Here is a 22,979-nt window from a genome sequence, read left to right on the forward strand (position 1 = left end):
CGACGGACGGGATCCATGGGGCACAGCAAGCACTACAGAGATGGGCGGCGGTGGCCGCGGATGAACGGGCACACCGCGCCGGACGCGCTGCCAAACGCGCTGCCGAATGCGGGGACGAATCCGGTGCCGGGCCCGACGGGACGCCCGTCACGGCATCTGTCACGGTATCCGACATGGCGCCGACGACGGCTCTCGCCATCGCTGCCGGCACAGTCCTCGACAGGGCCCGGGGCATGCCTGCCCTGGCCCGCGAGACGGCCCGCGAGGTGGCCTCCGGCATGGGGCTCGACCGGGTGTACCCGGGCCGGCCGTCCGCGGGCCGGGGCCGCGGCGGAGCGTCCGTCGTGACGATGTCGAGCGGACGCGCGTCCGGGCCGGCGCGATCGGCGGCCAGCGAGCAGCACCATCCGCCTGCCGACCGGCGCGGGCCCGGGCCGGCGCGGCCGGCGCGGCCACCGATGCGCACGCCGGGACGCCCACGCGACACCCGCCGGGACGAAGCGATCATCAGCGCGACCCTGCACACGCTCGCCGACTACGGGTTCGCCGGGCTGTCGATGGAGGCGGTCGCGGCGCGGGCCGGGGTTGGCAAGGCAACGGTCTACCGGCGGTGGCCGACCAAGGACGCCCTGGTCGTCGAGGCGCTGGGCACTCTTGCCGATCTCTCGGGCGGGGCGCAGACCGGGTCGCTGCGCGACGATCTCGTCGCCTGGCTGAACACCGTGCGCAAGCACAGCATCCAGACGCTGGCCGGCCGCATCATGCCCAGACTGCTGGCCGAGAAGGAGGAGCACCCCAACCTGTTCGAGGCCTACCGCAGACGGGTCATGGCCCCGGCGCGGGACCGGGTGGCCGCCCTGTTGCGCGGCGGCATCGTCTCGGGGGAACTGAGCCCGGACATCGACATCGAAATGATCATCGACATGCTGATCGGTTCCGTAGCCTACTGGCAGTACACCGGGCATTCGCGTGACGTCACCGGTTCCCGGATCACCGGTGTGGTCGACACGGTCCTGCGCGGGATCCTCCAGCGCTCCGGATCCGACACGGCCGGGATGCCAGCGGCCGGTTGACCCGCCGTCCGACCTGGACGCGCGGCGGGCGGCGGGCGAATGCCGTCCGGRTGCCGCCCGGGGACGGCGCTGTCCGGAGGCTGCTCAGCGATGGCCGTCGTCAGGGCAGTGCCACTCCGGGGCGGTGCTGAGTCGGGGGCGCGGTACTGGCCCGGGGCAGGATGCCGCCAGGGGATGACGTGGCCGGGTGTGGCGCCGCCTCGGAGCGCCGTCAGGGGGTGACCCTGTCAGGGGGTGACGCTGTCGGGGTGCGGCGACGGTTCGACGGCGGGCGGCGGGCCCGTCCGCTCGCGCCAGTGGGAGGTGATCGGCAGTCGGCGGTCACGGCCGAACGCCTTCGAGGTCACCTTGGGCCCCGGGGGGTTCTGCCGCCGCTTGTACTCGGCGAGGTCCACCAGGCGGATGACCCGCTCCACGGTGTCGGGGTCGTGACCCGCAGTGATCAGTTCGGTGCGGCCCTGGTCTCGTTCGACGTAGTCGTCGAGGACCGCGTCCAGCGTGGAGTAGTCGGGCAGCCGGTCCGAGTCGAGCTGCCCGGGGGCGAGTTCGGCGGACGGTGGCTTGATGATGATCTCCTCTGGGATGGGCGGGGTCTCGCCGTCGCGCAGCGCCTGCGCGTTGYGCCAGCGGGCGAGCTCCCAGACCAGGGTCTTGGGCACGTCCTTGATCGGGGCGAAGCCGCCGGCGCTGTCGCCGTAGAGCGTGGAGAACCCGGTGGCGAGCTCGCTCTTGTTACCCGTGGTGAGAACAAGATGGCCATGGGCGTTCGACAGCGCCATCAGCAGCGTCCCGCGGACCCGGGCCTGCAGGTTCTCGGCGGCCAGGCCGGCAAGGCCGCCGGTGCCGGCCAGCGCRTCGTGGAAGGCGTCCACCACGGGCTGGATCGGGACCACGGTGTGCGTGACGCCGGTACGCCGGGCCAGCTCCGCGGCGTCGGCCACGGAACCGGCCGAGGAGTGCACCGACGGCATCGCGACCGTGTGTACCCGGGCCGCGCCGAGGGCGTCCACGGCGATCGTGGCGACCAACGCCGAGTCGATACCGCCGGAGAGTCCGAGGACGACCGAGGCGAACCCGTTCTTGCGGACGTAGTCACGGGTGCCGGTGACCACGGCGGCGTAGAGCTCGGCGGCGGAGTCCAGCCGCTGGGCCACCGTGGGCTCACGCGCCTCGAAGGGGGAGACGGGCTCGTCGGCCAGCACGACGCGGGACACGGCGATCGTGGTGCCGTCGCCCGCGTCCACCGGACCGGTGACGACAGGGCCGGCCACCGGCGCGCCGGCCGGCAGGTCGAGGTCGACGGTCAGCAGCGTCTCGGTGAACTGCTCGGCGCGGGCGAGCGTGCGGCCGCCGGCGTCCACCACCAGCGACCCGCCGTCGAAGACGAGCTCGTCCTGGCCACCGACGAGGTTGACGTACGCGAGCGCGGCGCCGGCCTCCCGCGCCCGGGCCGCGGCCAGCTCATCGCGCTGGAAGGCCTTCCCCCGCTCGTACGGTGATCCGTTGATGCACACCAGCAGGCCCACGGCGGCGGCCCGGGCGACCGCGACGGGCCCGCCGTCCTGCCAGAGGTCCTCGCAGATCGTCAGCCCGACGTCCACCCCGTGCAGGCGCAGGACCGGGAAGTCGTAGCCGGGCACGAAGTAGCGGAACTCGTCGAACACGCCGTAGTTGGGCAGATGGTGCTTGGCGTACCGGGCCACGACCTCGCCGCGCCACAGCACCGCGGCCGCGTTCTGCGGCTCACCGGCGGGCCGGCCCAGCCGCGGCGTGGGGTTGCGGGAGCTGTCGAGATAGCCGACGACGACGGCCAGCTCGCCGGCGCCCTCGTCGGCCAGCCGGCGGGCGAGCCGGTCGACGGCCGCGCGGGAGGCCTGCGCGAACGAGCGGCGCAGCACGAGGTCCTCGGCCGGATAGCCGGTGAGCGTCATCTCCGGGAAGGCCACCAGGTGCGCGCCGGCGCGCACCGCCCGTCCCGCCCAGGCGCTCACCAGGTCCGCGTTCGCCGCGAGATCGCCGACGGTGGTGTCGACCTGGGCAAGCGTGACGCGCAACTGGGTCATGAATCGAAGCCTAGTGACCCGGGGAGCACGGCCGCGCCGACGCGGAAAACGATGATCGCGCCGTCTTCGGCCCGGGAGGGACCGATCCGAACCCAGCCGTGACGATATGTCACCGGCCTGGTTGTCGGGATGCCGCGCCGGGACGTTCGGGCAGGCCAGTCGCTATGGTCGGCTGGGAACTATCCGACCGGCGCTCTTTGGACCACCTGCCCGCCCGCGACGGCGAGCCGACCTCGTTCCAGCCCTCTCCAGCGCGGAGGCTGCCATGGACAAGCAACAGGAGTTCGTCCTACGAACCCTTGAGGAACGCGACATCCGGTTCATCCGGTTGTGGTTCACCGACGTCCTGGGCGTGCTGAAGTCCGTCGAGATCGCGCCGGCCGAACTGGAGGGGGCACTCGCCGAGGGCATCGGGTTCGACGGGTCGTCCATCGAGGGCTTCGCCCGGGTCCACGAGGCGGACATGCTCGTCAAGCCGGATCCGTCGACCTTCCAGGTGCTGCCCTGGCGTGGGGACAGCCCGGTGACCGCGCGGATGTTCTGCGATCTCGTCATGCCGGGTGGCGCGCCGTCCCCGGCGGATTCCCGCTGGGTCCTGCGGCGGACGCTGGCCACCGCCGCGGAGGCCGGTTTCACCTTCTACACCCATCCCGAGATCGAGTTCTTCCTGCTGCGGCAGCCGCCGCAGCGCGGCGCGCCGGTGCCGCCGCCGGTCGACGACTCCGGGTATTTCGACCTCACGCCGAACGACATCAGCCACGATTTCCGGCAGCAGGCCATCGGGGTGCTCGAACGGCTGGGTATTTCCGTCGAGTTCAGCCACCACGAGGTGGCGCCCGKCCAGCAGGAGATCGACCTGCGGTACGCCGACGCCCTGACCATCGCCGACAATATCATGACATTTCGTCAGGTGGTGAAGGAGGTCGCGCTGCGGCAGGGTGTCTACGCGACGTTCATGCCGAAGCCGTACAGTGACCAGGCCGGGTCGGGTATGCACACCCACCTCAGCCTTTTCGAAGGTGACCGGAACGCCTTCTACGACCCGACCGACCCCTATCATCTCTCCAAGGTCGCACAGGCCTTCATTGCCGGTCTGCTCGTCCACGCGGCCGAGATAACCGCGGTGACCAACCAGTGGGTGAACTCCTACAAACGAATTGTCGGCGACCAGCGTGCCGGTGAGGTGCTGGAGGCGCCCGCCTATGTGTGCTGGGGGCACAACAACCGTTCCGCCCTGGTGCGGATACCGCTGCACAAGCCGAACAAGCCGAACGCGACCCGGATCGAGTTCCGGTCGCCGGACAGCGCCTGCAATCCCTATCTGGCGTTCGCGCTGATACTCGCCGCGGGCCTGCGGGGCATCCAGGAGGGGTACGAGCTGCCGCCGCCGGCGGCCGACGACGTGTGGACCCTGACCGAGCCGCAGCGCAACGAGCGGGGCATCCGGGCGCTGCCCGGCACGCTGGAGGAGGCGATCGCGACCATGGAGCGGTCGGAGATGGTACGCGACACGCTCGGCGCCGACCTCTTCGAGTTCTTCCTGCGGAACAAACGGGCCGAGTGGGCCGAGTACCGTCGCCAGGTCACGCCGTTCGAGATCGACCGGTACCTGCCCATCCTGTGATCGGCCCCATCCTGTGATCGACCCCGTCCGGTGGCCGGGACCCGTTCTGTGACCGGCCGTTCCGTCGGGTGAGCCGGCCGCGTGGGGTGGTGGGGAAGCCGCGAGCGGGAGCGGGACGCGGCCGTCCGTCCCGCATCCGTGCCGGGAAGGTCCGCCGCCCGAATCCGGTCCGCTGAAAAGGTGATATCGGGTGGACGATGGCCGGTTGTCGAGAAATACCGTGAAACGATTCACCTGAATCCGGATCCGACCCCATGGCGACTGGAAGTGGCCGGTTGCTTGCGCTCCGCCGTCCTGGCCTCTAAAGTCCAGTCCCGATGGACCGCAAAAGCGGCCTGTGGCGACCTGGTCGGCGGTATGCGGCGAACTGTGTCGGCCATGCGGCCGTGCTTCCGGGCCCGTCGTCCACCGGGCGCGGTCGCCTGCGGTTCATCACATATGAAAAAAATATGTGAAGAAGAAACATGAAACAGTCGCGGAACAGGTCCGCGGAACGACGCGCAGGCCCGAGAGAAACAGGCGCGCGGACAGGTACGACCATTACTGGCCGTTCAGCGGACGATAACATCCGAAAGGGAAACGAACAATGACGACTACAACTGGCCTGGACGCCGCCGAGCTCGCGGCGGAACACGCCGAGCTGCTTCCGGAGCGTTCGGCGATGGCCGTCTGGGACTACACCGATCTCGGCTGGAGCGGCGGGTTCTTCGGCGGTCTCTTCGCCGTGACGGCCGACTTCGTCGGCGGCGCCTTCTTCGTCCAGCTCTGACGGGACGTCGGGCCGGTGGCCGAGCAGTGGCTTTCCGGCAGGCCGACGGCGGCGCGGTCCTTTTCTCCCACGCTCCGCCGTCGGCCGGCCCGGTGACGGCGCAGCCGGCCGCCGCCGATGCCCCGGCGGCGGCCGACGCCCTGGTGGCCACCGCCGAGACAGCGGCGGCCGGCGCCGCGATGGCCACCACTGTCCCGGCGGTGGCCGTGCCCCAGCACCCGGTTGCCGCCGGGGGGCTGCGGATGCTCGGCGAGTTCACCGGGTCGGGCCTGCGCGGCCAGGTCTTCCTGGTCCGTCGGCGGGACGGCCAGGTCATCACGCTCACCGGTCTGCTGCGGCACATCGTCGACGCCGCGGACGGCAGCCGCGACATCCCCGCGATCGCGCGGCGGGTCCGGGCGGTCAGCGGGCGCGCGGTCAGCGCGGACGACGTCGTGTACCTGCTGGCGACGAAACTGATCCCCCTCGGAGTGATCGCGGACGGTCACGGGGCCACCGCGACCCCCCGAGCGACCCCGCTGCTGGGACTCGCCGGCCGCCGCACGCTTGTGCCGGAACCGGCCGTGGACACGCTCGCGCGCCTGCTCGCGCCGCTGTTCCGGCCGGTGGTCGTAACCGGCGTCCTGGCCGCCCTGGTCATCGTGGACGCCTGGCTGTTCACCTCGCTGCTCACCTCGGCCGGCACCGGCACCGGCGCTGATTCCGGTGTCGACACGCGGATACATCACGTGCTGGCCAGCCCGGCGCTCATCCTCACGGTTCTCGGCGGCACGCTCGCGTCCATGATCTTCCACGAGTGTGGCCATGCCGCCGCCTGCCACTACGGAGGCGGCCGGCCGGGGGTGATCGGATGCGGCATCTACCTGCTGTGGCCGGCCCTGTACACCGACGTCACCGACGCCTACCGGCTGGACCGCGCCGGCCGGCTGCGCACCGACCTCGGCGGGGTGTACTTCAACGCGATCGTCATCGTCGGCCTCGGGACCGCCTACGCGATCAGCGGCGCGGACACGCTCGCGGTCATCGTCCTGCTCGTCCACCTGGAGGCGTTCCAGCAGCTCGTACCGGTGGTCCGGCTGGACGGGTACTACATTCTGAGCGATCTCGCCGGGGTCCCGGACCTGTTCGCCAGGATCGGGCCGGTGCTGTCCACCCGGCTGTACCAGGCGCGTGAGCGCTGCCGGCGGTGGGCGCACACCGAGGGAGGACGGCACCGACGCCGCGGCCGTCACCATGACCGGATCCGCGGCTTGGCCCGTGGCCGCAATCCTGCCCATCACTCTGCTCGCTACCCTGCCCACAACCGTGCTCGGAGCCAGAGCCGGCAGCGGGGCAGCGGTCAGGCCCCGGATCCGCGGGTGGCGGCGCTCACCCACCGGGCGCAACGGACGATCACGGTATGGGTGCTGGTCGTGGCGCCGCTGCTGGCCACCAACCTCGTCCTCATCATCATGATCGCTCCGAGCGTGGTCGCCCGGTCCGTGGACGCGGTGCGGGACCGGGCCGGGCTCGTCGCGCACGCCGCCGGGGCGGGGCAGCCGGCAGTCATGATCGCGGATGCGCTGGGTGTCGTCGTCCTCGTGCTCCCGGCGGTCGGCATCGTCTTCCTGCTGTCGCGGCTGGCCGGCGCGGGTGTTCGGGCGGCGGTCGCCACCGGGCGAGGCGGCCCGGGGCGTGCGCTGGCCGCCGGCCTCGGCACGGTCGTCGTGATCGGGGCCGTCCTGACGTCCTGGCTGCGCTGAGCGGACGCCCCGAGACCGGGGCGCCGGCAGGGCAATCTGGGGCCAGGATGGACGGGTGGGCGACGTTTCCCGGACCGGGGTGGCACGGGTGCCCGGCGACCTCGGCAGCATCGGCAGCACGCACCCGCGGGGCAGCTCGGTGCAGGCGCAACTGGCCCGGATGGGCTTCACCAACGTGGACAGGTTCGCCGTCACGGTCCGCCGGCTCGGCCTGGTCGACCACGACGACGAGCATCCGTCCGGTGCCGCCGGTGCCGCCGGTGCCGCCGGTGCCGCCGGTGCCGCCGGTGCCGCCGGTGCCGCCGGTGCCGCCGGTGCCGCCGCGCCGTCCGGCGATCTTTACGAGAATGCCCTGCTGGCGGAACTCGCCAGGGCCGCCAATCCCGACCTCGCGCTCGCGGCACTCGAACGGATCGTGGAAACCGCGCCGGCCGATGTCGGACGTGACCTGCTCACCGTCCTGGGTACCCGGCCCGGCCTGCGCACCCGGCTGGTGGCGGTGCTCGGGGCAAGCGCCGCCCTCGGCGACCATCTGGTCCGGCATCCGACCGACTGGCGGGTGCTCGCCGACGACGACCTGATGCGGACGCCACCGGACGCCGACCTGACGCGGGCGCGGCTGCTGCGCGCGGTCGGGGCGGACCCGGACATGCCGCTGCCCCGGGCCGCCGGCGACAGCACCGAGGTCCTCGACGCGTTACGGGTCGCCTACCGCCGATCCCTCATGATTCTGGCTGCGCGCGACCTGACCGGCGCGGTGTCCCTCGACGACGCCACCGCGGAGCTGGCCGACCTGGCGGCGGCTGCGCTGGACGCGGCGCTCGCGGTCGCGCGCTCGGCGCTGTCACCGTCGGCGCCGCCGGCCCGCCTGGCGGTCGTCGGCATGGGCAAGTGCGGCGGCCGGGAGCTGAACTACGTCAGCGACGTCGACGTACTGTTCGTGGCCGAGCCCGGCGACGACGGCCGGCCGGCCACGACCAGCGCCGCGCGGACCGCCGCGCTGGGCACGGCGACCTCCCTGGCGGTGGGCATGGTCCGGGCCTGCGGGGCGGTCACCAGCGAGGGGACGCTGTTCCAGGTCGACGTGGGGCTGCGGCCGGAGGGGCGCGACGGCCCGCTGGTGCGGACCCTGGCCAGCCACGACGCCTACTACCGGCGCTGGGCGCGAACCTGGGAGTTCCAGGCGCTGCTGAAGGCCCGCCCGATCGCCGGCGACCGGGAGGTGGGGGAACAGCTGTGCGCCGCGGTGCGGCCGCTGGTCTGGTCGGCGGCCTCCCGGCCCGGTTTCGTCGCCGACGTGCGCGCGATGCGCCGCCGGGTGGAACGCTCCCTGCCCAGGGCGGACGCCGACCGTGATCTCAAGCTCGGCCCCGGCGGGCTGCGCGACGTCGAGTTCGCCGTCCAGCTGCTCCAGCTGGTGCACGGCCGGGCCGACCCGACGCTGCGTGCCGTCTCGACGCTGTCCGCGCTCGACGCGCTCGCCCGCGGCGGCTATGTGGGACGCCGGGACGCCGCCGGCCTCGCCGACGCCTACCGCTTCCTGCGCGGCACCGAGCACCGCCTGCAGCTGCAGCGCCTGCGCCGGGTGCACACCCTGCCCCGGGACCCGGCCGAGATGCGCTGGTTGGCCCGTTCCCTCGGGTTCGCCACCGCCGAGCGGATGGAGGCCGAGCACGCCCGGGTCGCCCGGTTCGTCCGCCGGCTGCACGAGCGGTTGTTCTACCAGCCGCTGCTGGAGGCGGTGGCCAGGCTGTCCGCGGAGGAGGTCCGGCTGACACCGGCGGAGGCCCGCGACCGGCTGGCCGCCCTGGGCTTCGCCGACACGGGGCGTGCGCTGCGTCACATCGAGGCGCTGACCAGCGGTGTCAGCCGGACCGCGACGATCCAGCGCCGCCTGCTGCCGGCGATGCTGCACTGGTTCGCCGACGCCGCCGATCCCGACGCCGGCCTGCTCGCCTACCGCCGGGTCAGCGAGGCGCTCGGGCACACCCCCTGGTACCTGCGGCTGCTGCGGGACGAGGGCGGCGCGGCCGAGCGGCTGGCCCGCCTGCTGGCGGCGAGCACCTACGTCRCGGACCTGATGCAGCACGCCCCGGAGTCGGTGCGGCTGCTGCGCACCATCGACGACCTGCGGCCCAGCGGCCGCGAGCAGCTCGTCCGGGCGCTGATCGCGATCGCCCGCCGCAACCCGGCCCGGGAGCAGGCGGTCGGACGGGCCCGTGCGGTGCGCCGGGTCGAACTGCTCCGGGTGGCCTGCGCGGACCTGCTCGGGCTGCTCGACGTCGCCGCGGTGGGCCAGGCCCTGTCGGACGCCGCCGCCGCGACGATCGAGGCGGCCCTGTTCGTCGCGCAACGCCGCTTCGAGCAGGAGACCGGCCGGCCGCTCCCGGTGCGGATCGCGGTGATCGCGATGGGCCGGCTCGGCGGGGAGGAGCTGTCCTACGGCAGTGACGCGGACGTCGTGTTCGTCCACGAGCCGGTGGACGACAGCAGAGGTTCACTCACGGACAGTGAAGTCGCTGCCGCGGCGGGGTCGGTGGTGGCCGAACTGCTGCGGCTGCTGGCCCTGCCGGCCGGCGCCGACCCGCCGCTCGTCCTGGACGCGCAGCTGCGCCCGGAGGGGCGGGCCGGGCCAATGACCCGCACCCTCGCCAGCTACGCCGCCTACTTCAACCGCTGGTCGCAGGGCTGGGAGGCGCAGGCGCTGCTGCGGGCGCGCCCGGTCGCGGGGGATGTCGCCCTCGGTGAGAGGTTCTGCGCGTGGGTGGACGGGATCCGCTATCCGCCGGCGCTGCGGCCCGGTGTGGTCGCCGAGCTCGTCCGGTTACGCGGCCGGATGGAGGCGGAACGCATCCCCTCGGGCGTGGACCACACCCTGCACCTCAAGCTCGGCCCGGGTGGTCTCGCCGACGTGGAGTGGGCCGTGCAGGTGCTGCAGCTGCGGCACGCCCACCGGGTGCCCGCGCTGCGTACGACGTCCACGCTCGCGGGGCTGCGCGCGGCGGCCTCGGCCGGGCTGCTCGACCCGGCCGAGGCCGCGACGCTCACGCAGGCGTGGACCACGGCGTCCCGCATCCGTAACGCGATCATGCTGGCCCGGGGACGTCCCGGGGACGTGCTGCCCCGTCAGCCGCGGGCGTTGGCCCAGGTCGCAGGCGCGCTGGGCCGTCCGGCGGACCAGGCCGAGACGCTGATGGGCGACTACCGGCGCGGTGGTGCGCACGCTCGCGCGGTGGTGGAAGCGGTGTTCGCCCGCGAACTGGACAACGGCTACCCGGCCGGCGCGGACGGGTAGCCGTCGGTTGCTACGGGCTGTTATGGGGCTGCTGTAAGGCTGTGCTGTGTAAGGCTGCTGTGAAGCTGCTGCGGCGGCTCAGACGGTGACGACCGTGTTCAGCGACTCCTTCTGGCCCGGGATGGCCAGGGACGGCCTGGTGCCCGCCAGCGCACTGCAGCAGGTGTCGACGATCAGGCCGGTGACCAGGTAGGGGTCCATGTTGGCGTTGGGCCGGCGGTCCTCGATCCAGCCCTTCTTGGCCTTCTCCACCGCCCACGGAATGCGGACCGACGCGCCGCGGTCGGAAGCACCCCAGGAGAACCTGTCGTACGGAGCGGTCTCGTGCTGACCGGTCAGCCGCTGCTCGATCCCGTCCCCGTAGTTCTTCACGTGCTCCAGGACGCGAGTGCCCAGCGCTTCACACACGGTAACAATGGCGTCCCAGCTTTCCATGGTGGCCCTGGTGGAGAAGTTGGTGTGCGCGCCCGCACCGTTCCAGTCGCCGGGAATCGGTTTCGCCGCGAACGACACGGTGACGTCGAAATCCTCGGCGATCCGGTGCAGCAGCCAGCGGCCGACCCATATCTGGTCACCGATGGCGGGCGGCGGGAGCACACCGATCTGGAACTCCCACTGGGCCATCATGACCTCCGCATTGGTGCCCTCGATGGCGAGGCCCGCGTCGAGGCACGCCTGCGTGTGTCTCTCGACAATCGCACGGCCGACCATCTTCTCGCCGCCGACACCGCAGTAGTAGGGACCCTGGGGGGCCGGATAGCCCACCTCGGGCCAGCCCAACGGCCGGCCCTGCTGGAAAAAGGTGTATTCCTGCTCGATACCGAACAGCGGCTGCTGGTCGGCGTACTTCTCGTAGGCCTGGCGGCAGAACGCGCGGGTGTTGGTCGGGTGCGGGGTGAAATCGGTCAGTTCGACCTCGCACAGCACCAGGACGTTCTTCCCGCCGCGCAGGGGATCCGGACAGGTGAACACGGGCCGCAGGACGCAGTCCGAGTTGGATCCCGGCGCCTGATTTGTGCTCGAGCCGTCGAAGCCCCAGATGTCCGGTTCCTTGCCGTCGGCAACGATACGGGTTTTGYTCCGCATCAGGGGCTCCGGCCTGGTGCCGTCGATCCAGATGTACTCGGCCTGGTAACTCACTCATACTCCCCGTGGTTGGCATGGCACGTAGCGGAGTTTCTCGTCGCGCACCTGCGGATTGTTCCGACCCGGGCCGCGGGTGCCAGGAGGGTCCGTCCGGATCTTCGCCGGGTCCGGTTTCCGCGCCGTTCCACCACGGTAAATTTCCGGTCAATCACGTATTTCCGGTCAATTTGTTTTCCCGGGTGTTCCGGAACTGTTCTCGCCACCCGGACGACCGGCGACGGCACGACCATGCCCACGTCCCGCCGCCGGTGTTCCGACCATGTTTGTTTTGTTTGTTCTTCGCCGCTCCGACCGCCGCGGCCCGGCCGGCCCCGGCCGCGGCGGCGGGCGGTCGAATCGCCGGACGGGCGGAGCGGGCGCGGGATGTTCCCGCCGCCGGCCCCGCCCGTCGGATGTCCCGTCGGACGTCTGGTCGGTTGTCCGGTCCAACGTTCGCCAGATGTTCGTCAGACGTCCGTCAGATGTCGTAGTAGAGCTGGAACTCGTACGGATGCGGCCGGAGCCGGATCGCGTCGACCTCGTTCTTGCGCTTGTAGTCGATCCACGTCTCGATCAGGTCGGGGGTGAAGACGTTCCCCTCGGTCAGGAACTCGTGGTCGGCCTCGAGCGCGTCGAGTACCTTCTCCAGCGATCCGGGCACCTGCGGCACAGCGGCCAGCTCGTCCGGGGGAAGGTCGTAGAGGTCCTTGTCGATCGGGTCCGGCGGCTCGATCTTGTTACGGATCCCGTCCACGCCGGCCATCAACATCGCGGCGAAGGCCAGGTACGGGTTGCAGCTCGGGTCGGGGACCCGGAACTCGATCCGCTTCGCCTTGGGCGAGACGCCGCTGAGCGGTATGCGGCAGCTGGCCGAACGGTTACGCGCCGAATAGACCAGGTTGACCGGTGCCTCATAGCCCGGCACCAGCCGTCGGTAGGAGTTCGTGGTCGGATTGGTGAACGCCAGCAGCGCCGGCGCGTGGTGCAACAGCCCACCGATGTAGAAGCGGGCGAGCTCCGACAGGCCGCCGTAGCCGCTCTCGCTGTAGAACAGCGGCTCGTCACCCTGCCACAGGCTCTGGTGGACGTGCATCCCCGAGCCGTTGTCCTCGAAGAGCGGCTTCGGCATGAAGGTCACGGTCTTGCCACGGGCGACCGCGACATTACGAATGATGTACTTGTAGAGCATCAGGTTGTCGGCGGTCCGCAGCAGGGTGTCGTAACGAATGTCTATCTCCGCCTGCCCGGCGGTGCCCACCTCGTGATGCTGCATCTCGACGGTGACCCCGGCCCTTATCAGGGTCCGGGTCATCTCCGAGCGCAGGTCGGTGAAGTGGTCGGTCGGCGGAACCGGGAAATAACCCCCCTTGAACCTGGGCTTGTAGCCGAGGTTCCCGCCCTCCTCCTTACGGGCGGTGTTCCAGGCCGCCTCGACGGAGTCCACAGCGTGCAGGGAGCCATATGGATTGTAGTCGTAGCGTACGTCGTCAAATATGTAGAACTCCGCCTCCGGGCCGAAGTAGGCGGTGTCCGCGAAACCGGTGCCCCGCAGGTAGGCCTCGGCCTTCCTCGCGGTGTTGCGCGGGTCCCGGGAGTACTCCTCCCGAGTGATCGGGTCATGGATGAAGAAGGTTATCGCGAGCGTCGGGTGCTCACGGAACGGATCGACGAAGGCCGTGGTCGGATCCGGCAGCAGCAGCATGTCGGACTCGTGGATCGCCTGGAACCCGCGTATCGAGGACCCGTCGAACATCAGGCCGTCGGTGAACACCGACGCGGAGAAGACCTCGACCGGGATCGTAAAGTGCTGCAGAATCCCAGGAAGGTCACAGAAGCGAACGTCGACGAATTCGATGTTCTGGTCCGCGATGTAGCGAAGTACGTCCTCGGCGTTTGTGAACATCCACCCTCCAAGGGAGCTTCATGGCCGTGTGGATAGGAAGGATACGCCATGCCCCGATGCGGACCGTAACGCCGCATGGTTCCGCAAACATGACGAAGTCGTTTCGCGACTGTAACACAGCAGGAAATTGTTACTCTGGGCGACTGGATTTTCGGGGCGGTCGCCGGGAGCGGGACCGGGCATAGGCTTACGCCGTGGGACGCGCACTCGGAAACTGGCTGGAAGGTCCGCAACTTCCCCGGGACACCCCGCCCGGCGTCCGCCTCGGCCTGCCGGCGGACGGTCCCGGCTCGGCGGTCGGCGTTGGTCCCCGGCTGGCCGCGTTCGCGGTGGACGCCATCATCGCCAACCTGCTGGTCGGCGTCCCGGTGCTGTTCGGGCTGCGGTATTCCGTCAACGCCCGGGGGCTCGCCGTCTACCTCGCCTTCCTGCTGGAGGAGTTCATCCTGATCGCGGTCAACGGGCAGACCATCGGGATGCGCATGCTCGGTGTCCGGGTCATCCGGGTGCGCGACCACCGCCCGGCGGGATGGTTCTGGAGCGCGGTCCGTACCGTACTGCTGGCCCTGGCCGTACCGGCCTTCATCTGGGACCGGGACCTGCGCGGCACCCACGACCGCGCGGCCGGCACCGTGGTCATCCGCGACCCCGCCCGCGCCGCCTCCGGCGGTCCCGCCTCCGGYCGCTCCGAGCCCGGCCACCCCGCCTCCGGCCGCGACGGAGCCGAACGTACCCCTGGCCGGGGCGGAGCCGACCGCCCCGCTCCCGGGCAGCGCAGGCCCGCCCAGAGCAAGCCCGGACGTCCCGACCCCGCACAGCCCAGGCCCAGGCGTCGTCCCGACCCCGGAGCGCAAAGGCCCACACATCGACCCGCGGAGTAGACGCATCGGCCCGTGGGACGAACCGGCTGACGTCGCCCTCGTCCGGATTCGGACGAACGCCCCCACGCCCGCTCCCGCGGAGCGGACTCTCCAACGATGGGACCTGCCCCAGGGCAGGATCTCCCATGCCCACTCTCGCGGAGCGGGCTCCGCGGCTCTTCACACGAGCCGATCTTCGTGTGCGGGCCCGGCATGCGGCGGCCTCCCACCCGCAGTCCCGGGCGCACCTGCCACCCTCCCCAGCCGTCCTGAGAATCCCCGAAGGATGTGAATGCACTGCTGCTCTGACAGCAGCAAACTCACATCGTTCGTACGCGCCGTTCGGGACCGGTTCATGCGGCGGGCTTGTTCTGCAGTGGTCGGGATGTGTAGGCGGTGGGTTGGCCGCGAGTGGTTCGGGTCTCGCTGGTACGAGGAGTCGTGGCTGAGGCAAGCTGACAGGATGTCCGAGGTCACTTCCATTCCCGCCACGCATCGTGATCTTCTGGAGACGCCGAGCGCGGCCGCGTTCACGACCGTCGGCGCCGCCGGCTATCCGCAGACGACGGCCATCTGGTTCCTTCTCGACGGCGACGTGGTGCGCACGTCGCTGCACCGGTCGCGGCAGAAGTACCGCAACGTCGTCGACCACCCCCAGGCGACCCTCTTCCTGATCGATCCCACCAACCCGTTCCGCACACTGGAGGTGCGTGGCGACGTCACGCTTGAGGACATCAGCGACACGTCGTTCCTGGAACGCCTGCTCGCGCACTACGGCCAGACGCTGAAGACGTTCCCAGCGCCAACCGACAACCGCGTCCTGCTGACGCTGACCCCGCGGCGCATCGTCGCCAACGGATAGCTCGCGGCCCGCGGGACGAACCTGGGACGCCAGGAAGGATGTGAATGCGGTGCTGCTCCGACAGCAGCGCATTCACATCCTTCGTGCTGTTTGGGATGGTTTGCGGGATGGGTTGTCCTGTGATGATCGCGGTGGCCCGGTCGCGGGCCGTCGCGCATCTGTGGTCCGGCGATCAGTGGTGGGCGGCGGCCCGGCGGCGGCTCTGGAAAAGGAGCGCGTGGGGGAGGGCCTGGGGTGAGGGTGGGGGTGCTTCTTGTTCGCGATCTCCGGGGGAGATTGCGAACCCCATGCGACGGCCGGCCCTCGAGGTAGGGGTCCCCAAATTTTCGCCCAGGCGAAAATTTGGGGTCTACCGGATTTTTCTGCCGCGGGGGATGTTGCGGGGGATGGGGCCCTTGGGGATGGGGAGGGTTGGCGAGCTCACTGCCCGTAGCCGTCGTGCCAGGGGGTCGACCTCGCCGCGACGCAGGGTGCGGGGCAGCCGCATCAGCGTCAGCCGCAGTTTCGGCAGGGGCACCTCGCCGGGGCCGCTGCCGATCACGATGTCGTGGATGGGTGTCTCGCCGACCACCTTGCGGACGCGGCGGACCTCGGTGCCGAGCAGGTCGCGCTGGCCGCGTCCCCGACCTTCGGCAATGATCACCACGCCGGCGCGGCACACCACACGGTGTACGACGTCCTGGTTGCGGTTGATCGCCACGGCGGGGGTGAGCCGCCAGTCGCCGCGCATCCGTTCGATGATCCCGGCGGCGGCGCCGGGCTGGCCCTCCATCTCGGCGTACGCGGTCTTCTGGACCCGGCGGCTGAAGACGTTCACGGCACCGAGCAGCCCCAGCACGATCCCGATCGGCAGCCACGTCCACAGCGGACCGACGACGAGCCCGAGCAGCACGCCGACGATCCCCACCGGGATCACCAGGCCGAGCAGCGACCACCACACCACATGCGGATCACGCTGCCGGGTGAGCCGGAACACCGTCCGTAGCTGCGTGAGGCGTCCAGCCCTGGCTGCCCTGCGCTCGGCCCCTTTCCTGCGTCCGCTTCCCGCCGTGGTCCCCGCGGCGGCGGGCGCCCTGCCGCCGGACCTGTTTGTGCGCGCCATGACCGCGAGCCTACGACCTGAATCGGGTACAGCTCGATCCGTGGTGCCCAGCGAGCTGACGGGGGTCAACGTTCGGTCGCGATGGCCACCCGTCCCGCGGTCGGCGGCACGGCGCGCACGACCTTCCAGGAGGGCTCGCCGTGCCGGCCGGCACCCACCTGCAGGTCGGCGGCGGCACGCCAGGCGTTACGGCGTGCCGTCCGCTGTCCGCCGTGTGGGAGGAGGAGGAGAGTCAGTTCTTCGGCGGCGGTCAGTAGTGACTTCAGCAGGATCACGTAGATCTCCCAGGCCGGTCGGACGCGCTGTCGGTCACGATCTCGTTCTTGCTCTGCTCGCTGCGCAGTGGTTACTGTCGGATGACACTAGTGCCGCCGCGACGCGCCCACCACCGCGGTTATTACTCTGCGTAGTTAAAGTGGCCAGGGGTGGGAATGCCYGCCTTGACACCTTCCGCGTCCGCGCAGCTGGCCGTGGAGCCGGCCGTGAGGCCGACCACGGGGCTGGTTGAAGGGCTTGTTGAAGGGCTGGTCGTGGGGCTGGTTGAAGCGGTGGCCTCGCTCCCGGCCCCGCCTCCGGCCAGGTCGCCGCGACGCTCGATCGCCTGCTGGTACATCCGGCCGGCGCGGTAGGACGAGCGCACCAGCGGGCCGGCGAGCACGCCGACGAACCCCATCCGCTCGGCCTGCGCGCGCAGCTCGACGAACTCCTCGGGACGCACCCAGCGCTCCACCGGATGGTGGCGGGGGCTGGGGCGCAGGTACTGGGTGATGGTCAGCAGTTCACAGCCGGCGGCGAGCAGATCGGCCATGGCCGACAGGATCTCCGCGGGCTCCTCGCCGAGCCCCAGGATCAGGTTGGACTTGGTCACCAGGCCCGCGTCCCGGGCCCGCCGGAGCACCTCCAGCGACCGCTCGTAGCGGAACCCGGGCCGGATCCGCCGGAACACCCGCGGCACTGTCTCGATGTTGTGGGCCAGCACCTCGGGCGCCGCCCCGAAGACCTCGGCGAGCTGCTCCGGACGGGCGTGGAAGTCGGGGATGAGCAGTTCGACGCGGGTGCCCGGGCAGGACGTGTGGATCTCACGGACCGTCTGCGCGTACAGCCACGCCCCGCCGTCGGGCAGGTCGTCGCGGGCCACCCCGGTCACGGTCGCGTAGCGCAGGCCCATCGTCCGCACCGATTCGGCGACCCGGCGCGGCTCGTCGGCGTCGAAGGCTGCGGGGCGTCCCGAGTCGATCTGGCAGAAGTCGCACCGGCGGGTGCACACCTCGCCGCCGATGAGGAAGGTCGCCTCCCGGTCCTCCCAGCACTCGTAGATGTTCGGGCAGCCGGCCTCCTCACACACCGTGTGCAGGCCCTTGTCGTGAACGAGCCCCTTGATGTCGGAGTACTGCGGCCCGGTCCGCATCCGGGTGCGGATCCACGGCGGTTTGCGTTCGATCGGTGTGGCCGCGTTACGGACCTCCAGCCGCAGCATCTTCCGGCCCTCGGGGGCCGGGGCCGCCACCGCGGTGCCAGTAACCGCGGTACTGGTCGGCGTGGCGCTGGTAACCGTGGTGTCGGTGGTCATCGGGCCAGCTCCGGCTCCCGCGCCAGCGGCACGCTGTCGGGTGCCGGCAGGTCGTCCGCGCCCGGTGCCGGCAGGTCGGTCACGGTCGGTGAGGTAGCGGTGAAGGCCGTCAGCGTCCCGACCATGTGGCGTTCCACGACGGGCAGGGCCTCCTCGACGGTCACGGCCCGGCCGAGCTCCCGGCTCAGGCTGCTCACTCCGGCGTCGGAGATGCCGCACGGGACGATCCTGGTGAAGGCGCCGAGGTCCGGACAGCAGTTGAGGGAAAAACCGTGGTAGGCGACCAGGTAGCGCACCCGGACGCCGATCGCCGCGAGCTTGTGCTCCCCGTCGGCGGTCCACACCCCGGTGCGCCCGGCGACCCGGACAGCCGGCACCCCGAACTCCGCGCAGATCGCGATCAGGGCCTCCTCGAGGGCGCGGACGTAGGCGACCACGTCCAGCGGCCGGGGCAGCCGCAGCACCGGGTAGCCCACGATCTGCCCCGGGCCGTGCCAGGTGATCTTGCCGCCGCGGTCGACGTCCACCACCGGGGTGCCGTCGAAGGGGCGCTCCCACGGCTGGGTGCGCCGGCCGGCGGTGTAGACGCTGGGATGTTCCAGGAGGATCAGGGTGTCGGTCGCCTCGTCGGCGATCCGCCGGTCGGCCAACGCGCGCTGCAACCGCCACGCCTCGTCGTAGGGCACCAGGCCTGGGCGCATGACCTCCATGAAAATGAGGCTACGCTCACCTGCGGTGTCCTCCCAGCGCCCGCGGCAGGACACCGCGGGCGTCACACTTCCGACAGCAGCCGAGGGGTGACCGGCGTTTCCCGTACACCTCCGGTCGTACCGCCGGCAACCGTACCGCCGTCCGCCGTACCATCGCTGGTCACATCGCTGGTCATACCGCCTTCGGCGGCGCCGCCCGCGGGCGGGCCCGGCTCGGCCGGGATTCGCTCGACCCGCCAGGCGTACACGTCCGGCCGGTCGGCGACGGCCTCCACCAGTTCGGTTCCCCGGAAGTGCAGGCCGACCCCGTCGTCGGTGGCCCAGCCGTCCGGYAGCGTCCCGTCCGCGACCAGCTTCTGGTAGAGCGGACGCCGGCCCGGCTCCGAGTCGTAGTGCGGGGTGTTGCTGAACGGCAGCAGGCCGAGGCCGTCGGTGACCGCCCGCAGGCCCGGCCCGAACGAGTCGGTGGTGCCTCCCGCGTGCCAGCACAGCGATCCCGCGGACACCCCGGCGAGGACCACACCCGCCTCCCACGCCTCCCGCATGATCGTGTCGAGGCCGTGCGCGCGCCACACGGCGAGCAGGTTCGCCACGCTGCCGCCGCCCACCCAGATCACGTCCTGGCCCAGCAGGTGCGTGCGGACGTCGGGGATGTTCGGCATCGGGAACAGCGCGAGGTGGGAGGCGCGCACCTGTGGGGTGTCGCGGGCGAGCGCGGCGTAGTAGCGCGCGTAGGCGGCCGGGTCGTCGCCGACGGCGGTGGCCAGCAGGCACAGCTTCGGACGGGTCGGCTGCCCGGCCAGGCGCAGCGCGTGCTGGATCAGCGGGCCGACCCGGGCGCCCCAGCGTCCGTCCGGCAGGAAGCCGCCGCTGGTCGCGAGGATGTTCATCGTCCGGCCTCCGTGCCGTGCTCCTCCGTGCCGTGTTCGTCCGTGCCCGTGCTCATCGGCGCCCGCGTCCATTCGTGACTGTCCGTGTCCGGGCTTGGCTGTTCCGTCTGCCCGGGCATGTTCCTGCCGTCTGCGTGTTCTACCGTGTTCGTGCCGTATGCGGCATGCCCGCTGTACGCCGCGGTCACCGTACCCTGACCCGTTTGCGGACCTGTTTGCGGCGCGAGTTATCCACAGTTTGCCGGGGAGGGCTGCACAGAATGGCTTTTTCGGCTTACCGTCACTTTTTGTGACCTCGATGTACGATTCAGCCGGTTCCCGGGGTGGACGGGAGAATCCGGCCGATTTTCCCGTGCCCGGGGTGGTGCTGCGCGCCCGGGTCCGGGATGCCGGCGCCGGGGACGTGTGGGCCGGCCGGGTCGTGGCCACCGGGGTCGAGTGCACGGTTCGGCGGGTCAGGCTGCCCCCGGGCACGGCCGGTCGCGAAACCGCCATGAGGTCGGCGCGTCTGCTGGTCGAACTCGACCACCCACACCTCGTCCCGGTCATCGACGTGATCGCCACGTCCGAGGGGATCGCGGTGGTGTCGGAGCCGGTCGACGGGGCGGTCAACCTGGGCCGGCTGCTCGGCGTCCGGGAGCGGCTGGAGCCCGGTGAGGTGGTGACGGTCGGGCTGCCGCTGGCCCAGGCGCTGGCCGCGGCGCATGCCGCGGGTGTGGTGCACGGCCGGCTCGATCTCGCCGACGTCCTGCTCGAGCCGAACGGCCGGCCGATGCTGGCGGGGACGGGTGTCGCCGGCCTTGGCGGCCCGCCCACCACCCCACCGGTGGACGTCGGTGATCTTGCTGGTCTGCTGCTGGCGGCGATGCCGCACGCCACCGGGCCGGCCGCGGCCGCGGTCGCCGTCGCTGTCGCGCCCGCCCTGGTCGACGACCCTGACCGCCGGCCGACGGCGGGGGAGTTGGCCGCGGCGCTGGCCCGAAGCTGCAACCCGGCCCCGGTGCGGATGCTGGGCCGGAAGTGGCGTGAGGACGTGTTGTCCGCGCCGCCCCCTGTACCGCCCCCACCGACGCCGCCGCCGCTGACCCCGCCGCCGCTGACACCGCCGCCGACGGTGCTGCCCGCGGCTGGCGGCGGCAGCGCCGGGCCGGCGGGCGAGGTGGTCACGGCGCTTCCGTTGCCCGCGCTGCCGCCGAGCCTGGACGCGACCTCCGGGCCGGGGTCGACCGGCCGGATCCGACTGGCGCCGTCGGCCGGGCCGCGCCCGGCCCGCTTTCCCCGCGCGTCGCGGGCATCGCGGGCGTCGCGGACGTCGCGGACGTCCGAGTCGGCGCGGCCGAGCCGCCGGGCCGCGGCCGATGCCCCCGGGGCTGCCCGTAACGCGCCCGCCCGTGTCGGTGTCGCCTCGACGGCTGTGGTCCCGACCGTCGGGGCCCCCGGTGCCGCGGTCCCGGGTGCCGGTGGCTCGGAGGTGGTGACCGCGCGCGCGGCGTCGTCCCGTACCGGAGGTGTGCCCACCGGGAGAGCGCGGGTGGGCGGTGTGCGTCCCGGAAGTGCCCGCACGGGCAGACGACCGGCTGTTGCCCGGGGCGGCAGGTCCGCCGGGCTCGTCGGTGGGCATGCCCTGTTCGGCAGCCGGCGGCGCGTCCTGCTGGTCGTGGCCGCGTTCATCGTGTTCGTCTGCCTGCCCGTCGGCGGTCTGCTGGTCACCGCGCACTCCAACGGGCTGGTGGGGCCGGCGGCTCAGGTCGCCCCCGGGCAGGCGTGGCGGGACGTCCTGGTGAGCCTGACCGACGCCCGCAGCCGCGCCTTCGAGCGGGCCGACGAGGTCGCCCTGCTCGACGCGGACGCGCTGGACAGCCTCATCTACTCGCGGGATCTCGCCCTGACGCGGCAGATCGTGGCCAGCGGCGGTCGGCCGTCCGGTATGCGACATGAGATCGCCGATCTTGACGTCCGGGAGAACGGCAGCGAGAAAGCGGTGCTGCGGGTCACCTACCGGATTCCGCCGTACAGCTACGTCGACGCCGCTGGCACTGTCCTGGCCCAGCAGCCTGGCCGCGACTGGCGGCCGTCCGACGTCACCGTGGTGAAGACCGACAAGGGGTGGCGCCTTGCCTCGTGGGCTGACACCGCGGGCTGAGACCCGCCCCGGACAGCCGCCCGAGCGGCTGCGGGGCCAGGCCCAGGGCCGCCGCCACCGGTCGCAGGCGATTTCCCGGCCCCCGAGACGATCCCCACGGCCCGGGTCCGAAACGCCGGCCGGCTAACACGCGCCCCCTCCCGAAGCCAAAATGATCCAATCATTCTAGATCATGAAAATGAGGGAACAGGCGGTCGCTGTGGCAGCCGTTTTCATGCTCGTTCGCCTGATCGAAAACTTTTCTGATCGGGATGGGATGGAAGGGGCTGACGGGCCGGGGGCGGTCAGGGGGCGGCGGGGGTTGTGCTGGTGGTCGCCGCGCGTAGGGCGGTGTCGATGTCGGGGTGGGAGAAGGTGAAGCCGGCGTCAAGGAGCCGGTGYGGCAGGACGCGCTGGGAGACGAGCACGCCGTCGTCGGCGATACCGCCGAGGGCGATCCGCAGCGCCGCGGCCGGTACCGGCAGGATCGCCCGCCGGCCCACCGCCGCGCCGAGAGCCTGGGCGAAGGCGATGTTGGTGACCGGCGCCGGACTGGTCAGGTTCACCGGGCCGCGCAGGCCGTCCGCGGCCAGCAGAAAGATGATCGCCGCTGTCTCGTCCGCCAGGGTGATCCAGCTCAGCCACTGCCGGCCCGAGCCCAGCCGGCCACCGAGCCCGCGCCGAAACAACGGGAGCTGCCGGGCCAGCGCGCCGCCGCGCGCCGAGAGGACGACCCCCGAACGCAGGTGGCACACGCGCACACCGGCCTCCTCGGCGGCGGCGGTGGCTGCTTCCCAGTCGGCCACCAGCTCGGCGAGGAAACCGCTCCCACGGGGCTCGGACTCGTCGACCGGACGGTCCCCGGTGTCGCCGTACCAACCGGTCGCGCTCGCGGACAGCAGCACCCGCGGCCGCGGGTGGGTGGCGGCCACCGCGGTGGCCAGCAGGGTCGTCCCGGACATCCGGCTGTCGCGGATCCGCCGCCTGTAACGGGTGGTCCAACGGTGGTCGCCGACCCCGGCGCCAGCCAGGTGGACGACCGCGTCGGCCCCGGCCAGGGCGGCCGGCTCGAGCGTGCCGCGGGCCGGATCCCAGCGGATCTCCGAGCCGTCCCGCACGGGCCGCCGGACCAGGGCGCGCACGGTGTGCCCGTCGGCCCGCAGGGCCGGGACGAGCGCCGACCCGATCAGGCCGGATGCGCCGGAGACAACGACGTCCACGGGCTGATCCTCACCCCTGGATGGCTGGCGGGCGAGCCGGCCCGCCAGC

The 22,979-nt window shown here is 71.7% G+C and carries 17 protein-coding genes; 8 read left to right on the forward strand and 9 right to left on the reverse strand.

Annotation, left to right across the window (positions count from 1 at the left end; all coding sequences use genetic code 11):
• Positions 1–173 precede the first annotated feature (173 nt).
• Positions 174–1,073 (forward strand): TetR/AcrR family transcriptional regulator, encoded by a 900-nt coding sequence (locus BL254_RS03675; protein ID WP_076842634.1) that lies wholly within the window; start codon positions 174–176, stop codon positions 1,071–1,073.
• A 227-nt stretch (positions 1,074–1,300) separates the two neighbouring features.
• Here the strand turns inward: BL254_RS03675 and BL254_RS03680 are convergent, their stop codons facing one another.
• The gene (locus tag BL254_RS03680; protein ID WP_076842525.1) at positions 1,301–3,136 is read right to left on the reverse strand and encodes an NAD+ synthase; all 1,836 of its coding nucleotides are present in this window, start codon (positions 3,134–3,136) and stop codon (positions 1,301–1,303) included.
• Between the two features lie 265 nt (positions 3,137–3,401).
• Here BL254_RS03680 and glnA (BL254_RS03685) point away from each other — a divergent pair, with 265 nt between their 5' ends.
• From glnA (BL254_RS03685) to BL254_RS03700, 4 genes are all read left to right on the forward strand, one after another.
• A complete protein-coding gene (gene glnA, locus BL254_RS03685) occupies positions 3,402–4,760 on the forward strand; it encodes a type I glutamate--ammonia ligase (RefSeq protein ID WP_076842526.1) in 1,359 nt (452 codons plus the stop codon).
• A gap of 586 nt (positions 4,761–5,346) precedes the next feature.
• Positions 5,347–5,529, forward strand: coding sequence for a hypothetical protein (locus BL254_RS03690; RefSeq protein WP_013874434.1), 183 nt, complete (start codon positions 5,347–5,349; stop codon positions 5,527–5,529).
• A 26-nt stretch (positions 5,530–5,555) separates the two neighbouring features.
• Complete coding sequence (locus BL254_RS03695) at positions 5,556–7,271, forward strand: hypothetical protein (RefSeq protein WP_076842527.1); 1,716 nt, start codon at positions 5,556–5,558, stop codon at positions 7,269–7,271.
• 55 nt (positions 7,272–7,326) lie between these two features.
• Positions 7,327–10,566, forward strand: coding sequence for a bifunctional [glutamine synthetase] adenylyltransferase/[glutamine synthetase]-adenylyl-L-tyrosine phosphorylase (locus tag BL254_RS03700; protein WP_076842528.1), 3,240 nt, complete (start codon positions 7,327–7,329; stop codon positions 10,564–10,566).
• A gap of 78 nt (positions 10,567–10,644) precedes the next feature.
• Here BL254_RS03700 and glnII read toward each other — a convergent pair whose 3' ends face one another.
• Positions 10,645–11,706 carry a glutamine synthetase GlnII gene (gene glnII, locus BL254_RS03705; RefSeq protein WP_076842529.1) on the reverse strand — a complete coding sequence of 354 codons (1,062 nt, stop codon included), beginning with the start codon at positions 11,704–11,706 and terminating at the stop codon, positions 10,645–10,647.
• 463 nt (positions 11,707–12,169) lie between these two features.
• On the reverse strand, positions 12,170–13,594 hold the full coding sequence (gene glnA / locus BL254_RS03710; RefSeq protein ID WP_013874430.1) for a type I glutamate--ammonia ligase: 1,425 nt from the start codon (positions 13,592–13,594) through the stop codon (positions 12,170–12,172).
• A gap of 194 nt (positions 13,595–13,788) precedes the next feature.
• Between glnA (BL254_RS03710) and BL254_RS03715 the strand changes: the two genes are divergently transcribed.
• The gene (locus BL254_RS03715; RefSeq protein WP_083730814.1) at positions 13,789–14,475 is read left to right on the forward strand and encodes an RDD family protein; all 687 of its coding nucleotides are present in this window, start codon (positions 13,789–13,791) and stop codon (positions 14,473–14,475) included.
• 442 nt (positions 14,476–14,917) lie between these two features.
• Positions 14,918–15,316, forward strand: a complete 399-nt coding sequence (locus tag BL254_RS03720; RefSeq protein ID WP_047224719.1) for a PPOX class F420-dependent oxidoreductase — start codon at positions 14,918–14,920, stop codon at positions 15,314–15,316.
• 349 nt (positions 15,317–15,665) lie between these two features.
• Here BL254_RS03720 and BL254_RS03725 read toward each other — a convergent pair whose 3' ends face one another.
• The 5 genes from BL254_RS03725 to BL254_RS03745 all read right to left on the reverse strand — a co-directional run bounded on the left by BL254_RS03725 (position 15,666) and on the right by BL254_RS03745 (position 19,588).
• Complete coding sequence (locus BL254_RS03725; protein ID WP_076842530.1) at positions 15,666–16,418, reverse strand: DUF4191 domain-containing protein; 753 nt, start codon at positions 16,416–16,418, stop codon at positions 15,666–15,668.
• Positions 16,419–16,483: 65 nt separating this feature from the next.
• On the reverse strand, positions 16,484–16,693 hold the full coding sequence (locus tag BL254_RS03730; RefSeq protein ID WP_013874426.1) for a hypothetical protein: 210 nt from the start codon (positions 16,691–16,693) through the stop codon (positions 16,484–16,486).
• Positions 16,694–16,815: 122 nt separating this feature from the next.
• Entirely contained in the window at positions 16,816–17,895 is a 1,080-nt protein-coding gene (gene lipA, locus BL254_RS03735; protein WP_371389992.1) for a lipoyl synthase, read from the reverse strand.
• 89 nt (positions 17,896–17,984) lie between these two features.
• On the reverse strand, positions 17,985–18,698 hold the full coding sequence (lipB, locus tag BL254_RS03740; protein ID WP_047224721.1) for a lipoyl(octanoyl) transferase LipB: 714 nt from the start codon (positions 18,696–18,698) through the stop codon (positions 17,985–17,987).
• A 62-nt stretch (positions 18,699–18,760) separates the two neighbouring features.
• Positions 18,761–19,588 carry a peptidase E gene (locus BL254_RS03745; protein WP_047224722.1) on the reverse strand — a complete coding sequence of 276 codons (828 nt, stop codon included), beginning with the start codon at positions 19,586–19,588 and terminating at the stop codon, positions 18,761–18,763.
• 352 nt (positions 19,589–19,940) lie between these two features.
• On the opposite strand from BL254_RS03745, the gene BL254_RS03755 reads away from it, so the two are divergent.
• Positions 19,941–21,731: a protein kinase gene (locus BL254_RS03755; RefSeq protein WP_083730815.1), complete on the forward strand. Its 1,791-nt coding sequence runs from the start codon at positions 19,941–19,943 to the stop codon at positions 21,729–21,731.
• A 284-nt stretch (positions 21,732–22,015) separates the two neighbouring features.
• Here the strand turns inward: BL254_RS03755 and BL254_RS03760 are convergent, their stop codons facing one another.
• Positions 22,016–22,930, reverse strand: a complete 915-nt coding sequence (locus BL254_RS03760) for a TIGR01777 family oxidoreductase (RefSeq protein ID WP_076842532.1) — start codon at positions 22,928–22,930, stop codon at positions 22,016–22,018.
• Positions 22,931–22,979: the final 49 nt, after the last annotated feature.

The organism is Protofrankia sp. BMG5.30 (assembly GCF_001983005.1).
In the GTDB taxonomy this organism is placed as follows: Bacteria; Actinomycetota; Actinomycetes; order Frankiales; family Frankiaceae; genus Protofrankia; species Protofrankia coriariae.

Excerpts from the sequence above, each read along its gene's own strand:
- lipB (WP_047224721.1), bottom strand. The coding sequence starts at position 18,698 with ATGGAGGTCATGCGCCCAGGCCTGGTGCCCTACGACGAGGCGTGGCGG.
- BL254_RS03690 (WP_013874434.1), top strand. The coding sequence starts at position 5,347 with ATGACGACTACAACTGGCCTGGACGCCGCCGAGCTCGCGGCGGAACAC.
- BL254_RS03725 (WP_076842530.1), bottom strand. The coding sequence starts at position 16,418 with ATGGCGCGCACAAACAGGTCCGGCGGCAGGGCGCCCGCCGCCGCGGGG.
- glnA (WP_013874430.1), bottom strand. The coding sequence starts at position 13,594 with ATGTTCACAAACGCCGAGGACGTACTTCGCTACATCGCGGACCAGAAC.
- BL254_RS03675 (WP_076842634.1), top strand. The coding sequence starts at position 174 with ATGGCGCCGACGACGGCTCTCGCCATCGCTGCCGGCACAGTCCTCGAC.
- BL254_RS03720 (WP_047224719.1), top strand. The coding sequence starts at position 14,918 with ATGTCCGAGGTCACTTCCATTCCCGCCACGCATCGTGATCTTCTGGAG.